The organism is Pseudomonas sp. GW822-FHT05A08 (genome assembly GCF_058800485.1).
The window spans coordinates 1,394,033-1,407,202 of the sequence record NZ_CM179511.1 but is presented as its reverse complement, the minus strand read 5'-3'; the positions used below and the strand labels follow the sequence as shown (position 1 = coordinate 1,407,202).

The following is a 13,170-nucleotide window of genomic DNA, read 5'->3' as shown; positions in this document are numbered from 1 at the left end:
CCACCCCGGCTTTTTTCGCCTGCCTTAACCCCATCGGGCCACCCCACAGGCTCGCCCGAGATCGAGACGGATGCAGATTATGCACAGGCTAAAGCACGGCCTACTCCAGGCCGCAGGTTGGCTGTTTTTCTTGAGTTTACTGATGGGTCTCGCCCTGGCGTTGCCCGCGTCCACATTCGACTCCGAATCGAAGGACTTCATCTTCCTGATTGGCGCCGTGGGTATCTGGCGCTACTCGATGGGTGCCACGCATTTCGTGCGCGGCATGCTGTTTCTCTACGTGGTCTACCCGCACCTGCGCCGCAAGGTCCGCAAGCTGGGCAAGGCCGCCGATCCGTCCCACGTGTACCTGATGGTCACCAGCTTCCGGATCGACGCCCTGACCACCGCCCAGGTCTATGGCTCGGTGATCCGTGAAGCCATCGACTGCGGCTTCCCTACCACCGTGGTCTGCTCGATCGTGGAGATGTCCGACGAGCTGCTGGTGAAAAGCCTCTGGGCCCGCATGAACCCGCCAGCCCACGTCAAACTCGACTTCGTGCGCATCCCCGGCACCGGCAAGCGCGACGGCCTGGCCTTCGGTTTCCGCGCCATCTCCCGCCACCTGCCGGACGACCGCGCCGTGGTAGCGGTGATCGACGGCGACACCGTGCTCGGCGAAGGCGTGGTGCGCAAGACCGTGCCCTGGTTCCAGCTGTTCGGCAACGTCGGCGGCCTGACCACCAACGAGTTCTGCGAAGTGCGCGGCGGCTACATCATGAGCGAATGGCACAAGCTGCGCTTCGCCCAGCGCCACATCAACATGTGCTCCATGGCCCTGTCCAAGCGCGTGCTGACCATGACCGGACGCATGTCGGTGTTCCGCGCCAGCGTGGTCACCAACCCGGACTTCATCGCCGACGTGGAAAGCGACTCGCTGCAACACTGGCGCCTGGGCCGCTTCAAGTTCCTCACCGGCGACGACAAGTCCAGCTGGTTCAGCCTGATGCGCCTGGGCTACGACACCTTCTACGTGCCCGATGCGGCGATCAATACCGTGGAACACCCGCCGGAGAAGAGTTTCATCAAGGCCAGCCGCAAGCTGATGTTCCGCTGGTACGGCAACAACCTGCGGCAGAACTCCCGGGCCCTGGGGCTGGGTCTCAAGCGCCTGGGGCTGTTCACCAGCGTGGTGCTGTTCGACCAGCGCGTGTCGATGTGGACCTCCCTGCTGGGCCTGACCGTGGCCCTGATCGCCAGCTTCAAGTACGGCACCGCCTTCATCCTGGTGTACCTGCTGTGGATCGGTATCACCCGCCTGCTGCTGACCCTGCTGCTGTCCTGTTCGGGGCACAGGATCGGCCCGGCCTACCCTTTGATCCTCTATTACAACCAGATCGTCGGGGCCCTGGTGAAGATCTACGTGTTCTTCCGCCTCGACCAACAGTCCTGGACCCGCCAACCGACTGCTCTGTCCCGTGACCTCGCCAGCTTTCAACGTTGGTTCAACACCTGGTCGTCTCGGACCATGACCTTCTCCGCCGGCAGCATTTTCGTCGCCGCGCTGCTGCTGATGGTCTGACCCGCCTTGCCTGAATTAACTAGGAAATCGCCCTTATGAACACCGCCGTGAACGTCAATGTAGTGCATGAATCCGAAGCCCAACGCCAACACGCCCGGGTCAAGATCCCGGCCAAGCTGCGCTTCTTCGGCCCCGACCGGACCCCAGTCGAGGCGCGGGTCATCGACCTCTCCGCCGGCGGCCTGAGCTTCAACTGCGGGCAGTTGCCGATCAAGGTCGGCGACGTGCACAAGGGCCGCCTGCAGTTCGTCATCGACAACCTCGGGCTGGCCATGGACGTGGAGTTGCAGGTGCGCTCCGTGGATCGCCAGAGCGGCCGGGTCGGCTGCCAGTTCCAGAACCTCGAGCCCCAGGACATCTCGACCCTGCGCCAGCTGATCACCTCGCACCTGGCCGGCGACATCGTGACCATGGGCGACGTGCTCGCCACCCTGCAGCGCGACAACTTCACCAAGGCGCGCAAGAGCAAGGACGCCGGCCACGGCATGAGCGCCCTGGGCCGCCTGCGCGCGGTGACCTTCAGCGCCGGGATCTTCGTCGTTGGCCTGGCGGCCTTCGGTTTCATCCTCAAGTCGGTGTACGGCATGTACTTCGTCAGCCACGCCCAGGCCGGCCTGGTCAGCGCGCCGGGGATGAACGTCACCATGCCGCGCGACGGCACCGTGCAGAGCCTGATCCAGGCCGACGGCGTGGCCGCCAAGGGCGCCCCGCTGGCAACCTTCAGCACCAGCATGCTCGACGTGCTCAAGGGCCACCTGAACGAAGACCAGCTGCAACCGGCCAAGGTCGAGGAGCTGTTCGGCAAGCAGATGACCGGCACCCTGACCTCGCCCTGCGACTGCACCGTGGCCCAGCAAATGGTTGCCGACGGCCAGTACGCCAGCAAGGGCGACGTGATCTTCCAGTTGGTCCCGCGTAACAGCCAGGCCAACGTCGAAGCGCGTTTCTCCTACCGCCAGTTCGCCGACGTGCGTCCGGGGACCAAGGTCAGCTTCCAGATCGCCGGCGAAGACGACGTACGCACCGGCACCATCGTCAGCAGCACCAGCCTCAACAGCAACGACCTGTCCTCGGACATTCGCGTGCAGATCAAACCCGACGCCCCGCTGAGCAGCTCCTTCGCCGGCCGCCCGGTGGAAGTCAGCAGCGACCGCGGCCCGTCCGTGAACTGGCTGATCGACAAAGCCATGGCTGCCGGTCTCTAACCATGACTATTCATACCCCACTCCCGATGACGAAAACGGCCCCTGTAGCCGCTGCCGCAGGCTGCGATCGAGTGCAACGCACTCGTGAAGGGGATGAATGCGGTCTGGCGAACACAGCGCGCCGTCCGGAACCCGTCCGCTACGCGGCCGATCGCAGCCTGCGGCAGCGGCTACAGGGTTCGGCATTGCTGTTGCCTCTGGTGACCGCCATGGCCCTGGCCGGTTGCGCCGGCCTGCCCGACCAGCGCCTGGCCAACGAAGCCCTGAAGCGCGGCGACACTGTGCTCGCGGAGCAGAACTACCGGCAGCTGGCGGACCTGGGTTACAGCGACGCCCAGGTCGGCCTGGCCGATATCCAGATGGAAACCCGCGACCCGGCGAAGATCAAGCAAGCCGAGGCGACCTACCGCGCCGCGGCCGACACCTCGCCGCGGGCCCAGGCGCGCCTGGGTCGCCTGCTGGTGGCCAAGCCCGGCTCCACCGAAGCCGAGCACCACGAAGCCGAAGGCCTGTTGAAAAAGGCCTTCGCCAATGGTGAAGGCAACACCCTGATCCCGCTGGCGATGCTCTACCTGCAATATCCGCAGAGCTTCCCCAAGGTCAACGCCCAGCAGCAGATCAGCCAATGGCGCAGCGCCGGCTACCCGGAAGCCGGCCTGGCCCAGGTGCTGCTGTACCGCACCCAGGGTACCTACGACCAGCACCTGGCCGAGGTGGAAACCATCTGCAAGGCGGCGCTGAACGTCACCGATATCTGCTACGTCGAACTGGCCACCGTCTACCAGAAACGCGGCCAGCCGGAGCAACAGGCCGAGCTGCTCAAACAGCTGCAGGCCGGCCACGCCCGCGGCGTCATCAGCGCGCAACGGGTCGACAGCGTGGCCCGGGTGCTGGGCGACGCCAGCCTGGGCAAGACCGACGAGAAAACCGCGCAGGCGCTGCTGGAGCCGATCGCTCCCGGCTACCCGGCCTCCTGGGTCACCCTGGCGCAACTGCTCTACGACTTCCCTGAACTCGGCGACGTCGACAAGATGATGCAGTACCTGGACAACGGTCGCGCCGCCGACCAGCCCCGCGCCGAACTGCTGCTGGGCAAGCTCTACTACGAAGGCAAGATGGTCCCGGCCGACGCCAAGGTCGCCGAAGAACACTTCAAGAAGGCCCAGGGCAAGGAAGTCGCCGCCGATTACTACCTCGGCCAGATCTACCGCCGTGGCTACCTGGGCCAGGTCTATCCGCAAAAGGCCCTGGACCACCTGCTGACCGCCGCGCGCAACGGCCAGAACAGCGCCGATTTCGCCATCGCCCAGCTGTTCTCCCAGGGCAAGGGCACCAAGCCCGACCCGCTCAACGCCTATGTCTTCAGCCAGCTGGCCAAGACCCAGGACACCCCGCAAGCCAACGAGCTTGCGCAACAACTCGAAGCCCAACTGCCGCCAGGCCAACGCGCCGAGGCCCAACGCCTGCTGCAACAGGAGCAGGCCGTACGTGGCGCCTTGAGCCAGAACACGTTGGAACTGCACGCGTTGCAGGAAGAAGACGGTGAGGAATCCCTATGAAGTTCACTCCATCCAGCCACGCCAATCCTGTAACCGCTGCCGCAGGCTGCGATCGACCGCGCAGCGGACGTCGTCCAGGCGCCCGAGATCTTTCAGCCGCACCGCGTGCGCAGGTTTTGCGGCTGCTGCGCAGCCGATCGCAGCCTGCGGCAGCGGCTACGGGAAAACTGTTCAGCCTGTCGAAGCTGGGTGTGGCCCTGGGTTTTGCCCTGGTCTGGTCCAACCCGACGCTGGCGGCCATCACCGAGAGCAAGAACTTCGGCCTGGAAGTGAAAATCACCGGCCAGTCCGAAGACGACCGTGACCTCGGCACCCTGGGCGGCGGCGACGTCAATGGCGTCGGCCTCGACCTGCGTCCCTGGGTCTACGGCGAAAGCGGCAACTGGAGCGCCTACGCCATGGGCCAGGCGGTGACCTCGACCGATATCATCGAGACCGACACCCTGCAGCAGTCCGACGGCGCCAGCACCGAAAGCAGCAACAACAGCGACCGCAAGAGCAAGAAGAACTACCTGGCGATGCGCGAGTTCTGGATCGGCTACAGCGGCCTCACCCCCTACCCGGGCGAGCAGTTGAAGTTCGGTCGCCAGCGCCTGCGCAACGACGACGGCCAATGGCGCGACACCAACATCGAAGCCCTGAACTGGACCTTCGACACCACCCTGCTGCGCGCCAACGTCGGCATCGCCGAGCGCTTCAGCGAGTACCGCACCGACCTCAAGGAGCTGGCGCCGGAAGACAAGGATCGCCTGCACGTCTACGGCGATGTGGCCTACCAGTGGACCCCGGGGCATTGGGCTGGCGTGCGCGCGCACCACAGCCACGACGACGGCAAGCTCGACTACCCGGTTCCGGGCGAAGCCACCGACTCCCTGGACAAGCGCCAGAACGGCGACCTGACCTGGCTCGGCCTGGAAGCCAACAGCGACGCCTATAACTGGCGCAACACCAACACCGTCAACTACTGGGCGAGCATCACCGGCATGAGCGGCGACCGCGACAAGGTCAACGCGCTGAACGCCGACGGCACCCGCCCGGCCCAGGCCAAGAGCGGCGAGAGCCTCGATGGCTGGGCCACCGACCTCGGCGTGCGCCTGCGCCTGGACCCGAAATGGCAGGTCGGCGCGGCCTACGCCCGCGCCAGCGGCGACTACGAACAGAACGGCCTGGAAAGCAACCGCTCGAACTACACCGGGACCCGCTCGCGGGTGCACCGTTTCGGCGAAGCCTTCCGCGGCGAAATGAACAACATGCAGACCGCCACCCTGTTCGGTTCCTGGATGCTCGCCGACGAATATGACGCCAGCCTGATCTACCACAAGTTCTGGCGCGTGGACGGCAACAAGCCGGTGGGCAGCAACGGTATCAACGCCGTGGAAAACAACTACGACGACGCCACCGGCGCCCTGCTCTCCAGCTCGTCCCTGCCGCTGCGCGATGGCGAGAAAGACCTTGGCCAGGAAGTGGACCTGGTGGTCACCAAGTACTTCAAGCAAGGCCTGCTGCCGGCCGCGCTCAGCCAGTCGATCGACGAGCCTTCGGCGCTGGTGCGCTTTCGTGGCGGCGTGTTCAAGCCGGGCGATGCCTATGGCAAGAACGTCGACTCGTACATGCACCGCGCCTTTGTCGACGTGATCTGGCGTTTCTGATGCGAGTCGCCAAGGGAGTGCCTGAGATGAACAGCCCGATGAACAGCCCAGCGATAAGAGGCTCGATCAGCCTGTTGGCCGGCGCCATGCTGCTGGCCAGCAGCGCCGCCTTCGCCAACGTCGAACCGGCTCCGGCCGCCACGTCCGGCAAGCAGCCGACCGTGGCCAAGGAGCTGCAACAGGCCAAGACCTACACCGTCAGCAGCGCGCCCACCGCGCCGCTGAACCTGGCCAAGCCGGCCCTGCCCGACCTCTCCGGCTACACCGCCGAAGCGGTGGCGGCGAAGATCGTGCGCAGCAAGCCTGGCAAGATCAGCGTGCGCCGCATGATGCAGGAAGACGCGCTGAAGGACTTTATCGGCGGTGACAACAAGATGGCCGAATGGGTGGTGCGCCAGCACGGCATCCCCCAGGCGATCTTTATCGACGACGGTTACGTCAACCTCAAGGAGCTGGCGAAGAAGCTGCCCAAGCAGTACATCAGCGAAACCTCGCCGGGCGTGTACCTGGCGCGGCTGCCGATCGTGGTCGGGCGCAAGGGCATCCTGGAAATCGACCAGCAGACCCAGGAGCTGCGCCTGTCCCAGGAAGGCGGTTCGTTCCTGGTCAACGACGGCCAGCTGTTCGTGCGCGACACCAAGGTCACCGGCTGGCGCGAGAAGGACAACGGCCCGGCGACGTTCAACTCGCCCAAGGAATTCCGTCCGTTCCTGCTGGCCTGGGGCGGCACCGAGACCTACATCGTCAACAGCAAGATGGCCAGCTTCGGCTACGCCAACAGTAAGTCCTACGGCGTGAGTATTTCCCAGTACACGCCGAACATGGCCAAGGTGCTCAAGCGCCCCGAACCCACCGGCTGGATCATCGGCTCTGAGTTCTCGGACATGTGGTACGGCTTCTATTGCTACGAGACCCGCGACTTCGTGGTCAAGGGCAACACCTACAAGGACAACATCGTCTACGGCATCGACCCCCACGACCGTTCGCACCGGCTGATCATCGCCGACAACACCGTCTACGGGACCAAGAAGAAGCACGGGATCATTATTTCCCGGGAAGTGAACGACAGCTTCATCTTCAACAACCGCAGCTACGAGAACAAACTTTCGGGCCTGGTGATCGACCGTAACAGCGTGAACAACCTGATCGCCGACAACGAGATCTACCGCAACCACACCGACGGCATCACCCTCTACGAGAGTGCCGACAACCTGCTGTGGGGCAACAAGGTGATCAGCAACCGGCGCCATGGCATCCGCATTCGCAACAGCGTGAACATCCGCCTGTACGAGAACGTCGCCATGGCCAACGGCCTGACCGGCGTCTACGGCCACATCAAGGACCTCTCCGACACCGACCGCGACATCAAGCTCGACCCGTTCGACGCCCAGGTGTCGCTGATCGTGGTCGGCGGTGAGCTGGCCGCCAATGGCAGCGGCCCGATGTCCATCGACTCGCCGTTGAGCGTCGAGCTGTACCGCGTGTCCATGCTCGCCCCGACCAAGAGCAGCGGCATCAGCTTCTCGGGGATCCTCGGCGAGCGCCAGGACGAAATTCTTGACCTGCTGGTGCGCCAGCAGAAAGCCGTGCTGATCGACCCTGTCGAACGCCAGACCGAAATGCGCGATTGAGGATGACTGTCATGCGCCCACACCTGATCAAACTCTTGAGCCTCTCGGCATTGACCGCGGGCATTCTCGCCGCCAGTAACAGCGCTCGCGCCGACGAAACCCAGGCACCGAAGTTCACCGCCGAGCCGTGCTGCAACCTGTGCCCGGCCGCCCACGACGCGAAGAACTACACCACCCGTTACCAGCAGAACTTCACCACCCTGGTGCAAGCCCAGGGCGACTGGCTGTTCCGTACCCAGGAAGACCTGCGCACCGAATTCAACACCACGCCGGAAGGTTATCGCCGCCTGCAACAGCTGCACGACGCCTTCAAGAGCAAGGGCGTGGAGCTGGTGCTGGTCTACCAGCCGACCCGCGGCCTGGTGAACCGCAACAAGCTCAACCCGCAGGAGAAGGCCAGCTTCGACTACGACAAGGCACTGAAAAACTACCAGGGCATGCTCGGCCGTTTCGCCCAGATGGGCTACGTGGTGCCGGACCTGTCGCCGCTGACCAACGAGCAACTGCCGGAGACCCTGCCGGCCCACGACTTCTACTTCCGCGGCGACCAGCACTGGACCCCGTACGGCGCCCAGCGCACGGCGAAGATCGTGGCGCAGAAGGTCAAGCAGTTGCCGGCCTTCGCCGACATTCCCAAGCGTGAGTTCGAGACCCACAAGTCCGGGCGCATGGGCAAGACCGGCACCCTGCACAACATGGCCGGCCAGCTCTGCGGCACCAGCTACGCGATCCAGTACATGGACCAGTTCACCACCGAACCCAAGGGCGAAGCCGGCGACGGCGACCTGTTCGGCGATTCCGGCAACCCGGAAATCACCCTGGTGGGCACCAGCCACAGCGGCAAGAACTACAACTTCGCCGGCTTCCTGCAGGAAGAGATCGGCGCCGACATTCTCAACGTCGCCTTCCCCGGCGGCGGCTTCGAAGGCTCCATGCTGCAGTACCTGGGCAGCGAGGAATTCCAGACCAAGCCACCGAAGATCCTGATCTGGGAATTCTCGCCGCTGTACCGCCTGGACCAGGAAACCATCTACCGGCAGATGATGGCCCTGCTCGACAACGGCTGCGAAGGCAAGCCGGCGCAAATGAGCGCCAGCGCCACCCTCAAGCCCGGCAAGAACGAGCTGATGGTCAACAGCAAGAACATGGACCTGCGCAACAGCAGCCACCAGGTCGATATCCGCTTCGCCGACACCTCGGTGAAAACCCTGCAAGCCACCCTCTGGTACATGAACGGGCGCCACGAGGACATCAAGATCGACAAACCGGAAACATCCGACACCGACGGGCGTTTCGCCTTTGAACTGCGCACCGACGAAGACTGGGCCTCGCAGAACCTGCTGGCGGTCGAAGTCCAGGGTCCGGAAGCCGGCGCCGCGGCACAGAAAGTCGAAGCGAAAATTTGCAAACGCAACGTATTCCCGGATGCCGGTCAACGCACCGCGCAAATCGGGCAATGAGGTTCCTATGCAAAGCAAAACGCTGAAACAGTTACTGGCACCGAGCCTGTTGAGCCTGGCGATGTTCGCAGGCGCAACCCAGGCCGCGGCCCCACTGCGCCCGCCCCAGGGTTATTACGCGCCGGTGGATAAATTCAAGAGCGGCGACCACAGCGAAGGCTGCGACGCCATGCCCGCGCCTTACACCGGCTCGCTGCAATTTCGCAGCAAGTACGAAGGGTCGGACAAGGCTCGCGCGACCCTCAACGTGCAATCGGAAAAGGCCTTTCGCGACAGCACCGCCGACATCACCAAGATCGAGCGCGGCACCAGCAAGCGGGTGATGCAGTTCATGCGCGACGGCCGTCCGGAACAACTGGACTGCACCCTGAGCTGGCTGAGCGCCTGGGCCCAGGCCGATGCGTTGATGTCCAAGGACTTCAACCACACCGGCAAGTCCATGCGCAAATGGGCCCTGGGCAGCATGGCTTCGGCCTACCTGCGCCTGAAGTTCTCCGACTCCCATCCGCTGGACACTCACCAGCAGCAGGCGCAGCAGATCGAGGCCTGGTTCAGCAAGATGGCCGACCAGGTGGTCAGCGACTGGGACAACCTGCCGCTGGAGCAGACCAACAACCACTCGTACTGGGCCGCCTGGTCGGTGATGGCCACCGCCGTGGCGACCAACCGCCGCGACCTGTTCGACTGGGCGGTGAAGGAATACAAGGTCGGCGCCAATCAGGTCGACGCCAACGGCTTCCTGCCCAACGAACTCAAGCGCCAGCAACGCGCCCTGGCCTATCACAACTACGCCCTGCCGCCGCTGGCGATGATCGCCAGCTTCGCCCAGGTCAACGGCGTCGACCTGCGCCAGGAAAACAACGGCGCCCTGAAACGCCTGGGCGAGCGGGTGCTGGCCGGGGTGAAAGACCCGGACGAGTTCGAGGAAAAGAACGGCAAGGAACAGGACATGACCGACCTCAAGGTCGACTCGAAATTCGCCTGGCTCGAACCCTTCTGCAGCCTCTACACCTGCGCCCCGGATGTACTGGAACGCAAGCACAAGATGCAACCGTTCAAGACCTTCCGCCTGGGTGGCGACCTGACCAAGGTCTACGACCCCTCGCACGAGAAGGGCAACAAAGGCTCGTAAGCGACACCTGTAGCCGCTGCCGAGGCACGAGGCTGCGACAAGGCTCGAAGAGCCTTCCGAGGTCCTCAAGAGCACGACCGCTTCGCGGCCGATCGCAGCCTCGTACCTCGGCAGCGGCTACGGACGAATGCAATACGCCGCCCCCGGTTTTTCACGGGGGGGTTTGGGGGGGCTCTGGCCCTTTACTGTTGGTCAAACATGGAGAGATCGGGATGGTTTTCTCATCCAACGTGTTCCTGTTCCTGTTCTTGCCGATCTTTCTCGGCTTGTACTACCTGAGCGGGCAACGCTATCGCAACCTGCTGCTGCTGATCGCCAGCTATGTGTTTTATGCCTGGTGGCGGGTGGACTTCCTGGCGCTGTTCGCCGGCGTCACCCTGTGGAACTACTGGATCGGCCTGAAAGTCGGCGCCGCCGGCGTGCGCACCAAACCGGCCCAGCGCTGGCTGCTGCTCGGCGTGGGCGTGGACCTGGCCATCCTCGGCTATTTCAAATACGCCAACTTCGGCGTGGACAGCCTCAACGCGATCATCACCAGCTTTGGTCTGAACCCGTTCATCCTGACCCACGTGCTGTTGCCGATCGGCATCTCGTTCTACATCTTCGAGTCCATCAGCTACATCATCGACGTCTACCGCGGCGACACCCCGGCGACCCGCAACCTGATCGACTTCGCGGCGTTCGTGGCGATCTTCCCGCACCTGATCGCCGGCCCCGTGCTGCGTTTTCGCGACCTGGCCGACCAGTTCAACAACCGCACCCACACCCTGGACAAGTTCTCCGAAGGCTGCACGCGCTTCATGCAGGGCTTCATCAAGAAAGTGTTCATCGCCGACACCCTGGCGGTGGTCGCCGACCATTGCTTCGCCCTGCAGAACCCGACCACGGGCGACGCCTGGCTGGGCGCCCTGGCCTACACCGCGCAGCTGTACTTCGACTTCTCCGGCTACAGCGACATGGCCATCGGCCTGGGTCTGATGATGGGTTTTCGCTTCATGGAAAACTTCAAGCAGCCCTACATCAGCCAGTCGATCACCGAGTTCTGGCGGCGCTGGCACATCAGCCTGTCCACCTGGCTGCGCGACTACCTGTACATCACCCTGGGCGGCAACCGCAAAGGCACGCTGATGACCTATCGCAACCTGTTCCTGACCATGCTGCTCGGTGGCCTGTGGCACGGCGCGAACATCACCTACGTGGTCTGGGGCGCCTGGCACGGCATGTGGCTGGCGATCGAGAAGATGCTCGGCATCAACACTTCGCCGCGCAGCCTGAACCCGATCCGCTGGGTGCTGACCTTCCTGCTGGTGGTAATGGGCTGGGTGATCTTCCGCGCCGAGAACCTGCACGTCGCCGGTCGCATGTACGGCGCCATGTTCAGCTTCGGCGACTGGTCGCTGTCGGAACTCAACCGCGCCAGCCTCACCGGCCTGCAAGTGGCAACCCTGGTCGTGGCCTACGCCACCCTGGCGTTCTTCGGCCTGCGTGACCTGTATCGCAACCCGACGCCGGTCAAGAGCAAGCCTGAAATCAACATCGAGGCCGACGGTCCGGCCACCGCCCAGCCGGGGCTGATCAAGGCTGTACCGGGGGACAAGCCGGACAGCATCCACCAGCCGGGCTACACCGTGGGCGTCGAAGCCCAGGTCCAGCCGGCCTACTGGGTCGCCGACTGGCCGCGTTACGTGATGCGCACCCTGGTGCTGCTGCTGTTCATCGCTTCGATTCTCAAACTCTCGGCGCAAAGCTTCTCGCCGTTCCTTTACTTCCAGTTCTGAGGGATCTGACCATGACCCGCTCATTACGCGTCTTCTATATCGCCCTGTTCCTGGTGACCCTGATGGTCCTGGGTCTGTGGTCGGTGCGCAGCTTCTTCGGCTTCAGCACCAACAACGACGCCACCGTGCTCAACGGTCGCTGGGCCAAGGCCGTGGAAACCCACTACGACGACGAGTTCCCGATCAAGCGCCTGGGTACCAACCTGTGGGCGGCCCTGGACTTCAAGCTGTTCAACGAAGGTCGTCCGGGCGTGGTGCTCGGCCGCGACCAGTGGCTGTACAGCGATGAAGAGTTCCACCCGATCGTCAACGAAGAACTCAACCTGCAAGGCAACTACGCGCTGGTCGAAGGCGTACGCCAGGCCCTGAAAGAGAAAGGCGTGAAACTGGTGATGGCGATCGTGCCGGCCAAGGTGCGCCTGTACCCGGAACACCTGGGCGACGTCCAGCCGGCCAGCATCCACGCCAACCTCTACCAGGACTTCCACGCCCGGGTGGCGGCCGACAAGATCCTCGCCCCCGACCTGCTGGGCCCGTTGCAACAGGCCAAGCAGAACGGCCAGCAAGTGTTCCTGCGCACCGACACCCACTGGACCCCGGCCGGCGCCGAAGTCGCCGCCAACCAGTTGGCCAAGGCGATCGCCGACAAGGCGCCGCTGATGGGCCAGCCGCAACGCTTCGTCACCGAAGCCGAGCAGACCGTGGTGCACAAGGGCGACCTGCGCCTGTTCCTGCCCCTGGACCCGCTGTTCGAGAACCTGATGCCGGCCAAGGAGCCGCTGCAGAAACGCGTGACCCGTGCCGCCGACGATCAGCCGGCCGCCGACGACGCGCTGTTCGCCGACAACGAAGTACCGGTGGCCCTGGTGGGCACCAGCTACAGCGCCAACCCGAACTGGAACTTCGTCGGCGCGCTCAAGCAGGCCCTGCACAGCGACGTGGTCAGCTACGCCGAGGACGGCCACGGCCCGGTGTTGCCGATGCTCAGCTACCTGAAAAGCGATGCCTTCAAGAACAGCCCGCCCCAGGTGCTGATCTGGGAGTTCCCCGAACGATATCTGCCGGTCAATAACGAAATCGGCGACGCCGACCCGCAGTGGGTCGCAGAGCTCAAACAAGCCGGCGCCCGCCAACAGAACGTAGCTGCACTCAACAAATCCGAGACGCCCGATCGGGCGCAAAACTGAAAGAGAGG

The 13,170-nt window shown here is 64.1% G+C and carries 9 protein-coding genes; all 9 read left to right on the top strand.

Annotation, left to right across the window (positions count from 1 at the left end):
• Positions 1-79: 79 nt before the first annotated feature.
• The 9 genes from alg8 to AC3RCP_RS06255 all read left to right on the top strand — a co-directional run bounded on the left by alg8 (position 80) and on the right by AC3RCP_RS06255 (position 13,162).
• Complete coding sequence (gene alg8 / locus AC3RCP_RS06295; RefSeq protein ID WP_009042274.1) at positions 80-1,561, top strand: mannuronan synthase; 1,482 nt, start codon at positions 80-82, stop codon at positions 1,559-1,561.
• 35 nt (positions 1,562-1,596) lie between these two features.
• The gene (locus AC3RCP_RS06290) at positions 1,597-2,766 is read left to right on the top strand and encodes an alginate biosynthesis protein Alg44 (protein WP_101336893.1); all 1,170 of its coding nucleotides are present in this window, start codon (positions 1,597-1,599) and stop codon (positions 2,764-2,766) included.
• 26 nt (positions 2,767-2,792) lie between these two features.
• Entirely contained in the window at positions 2,793-4,325 is a 1,533-nt protein-coding gene (gene algK, locus AC3RCP_RS06285) for an alginate biosynthesis TPR repeat lipoprotein AlgK (protein ID WP_062823611.1), read from the top strand.
• A complete protein-coding gene (locus tag AC3RCP_RS06280) occupies positions 4,322-5,974 on the top strand; it encodes an alginate export family protein (protein WP_256593460.1) in 1,653 nt (550 codons plus the stop codon). Before algK ends, AC3RCP_RS06280 begins: the two co-directional genes overlap by 4 nt.
• 26 nt (positions 5,975-6,000) lie before the next feature.
• Positions 6,001-7,605 (top strand): mannuronan 5-epimerase AlgG, encoded by a 1,605-nt coding sequence (gene algG, locus AC3RCP_RS06275; RefSeq protein WP_492569317.1) that lies wholly within the window; start codon positions 6,001-6,003, stop codon positions 7,603-7,605.
• An 11-nt stretch (positions 7,606-7,616) separates the two neighbouring features.
• A complete protein-coding gene (locus AC3RCP_RS06270; protein ID WP_007932828.1) occupies positions 7,617-9,065 on the top strand; it encodes an alginate O-acetyltransferase in 1,449 nt (482 codons plus the stop codon).
• Between the two features lie 7 nt (positions 9,066-9,072).
• Entirely contained in the window at positions 9,073-10,197 is a 1,125-nt protein-coding gene (locus AC3RCP_RS06265; protein WP_007932826.1) for a mannuronate-specific alginate lyase, read from the top strand.
• A 212-nt stretch (positions 10,198-10,409) separates the two neighbouring features.
• Entirely contained in the window at positions 10,410-11,975 is a 1,566-nt protein-coding gene (locus AC3RCP_RS06260) for an MBOAT family O-acyltransferase (protein WP_492569315.1), read from the top strand.
• Between the two features lie 11 nt (positions 11,976-11,986).
• Positions 11,987-13,162, top strand: coding sequence for an alginate O-acetyltransferase (locus tag AC3RCP_RS06255; RefSeq protein ID WP_007930047.1), 1,176 nt, complete (start codon positions 11,987-11,989; stop codon positions 13,160-13,162).
• The last annotated feature ends 8 nt before the right edge of the window (positions 13,163-13,170 follow it).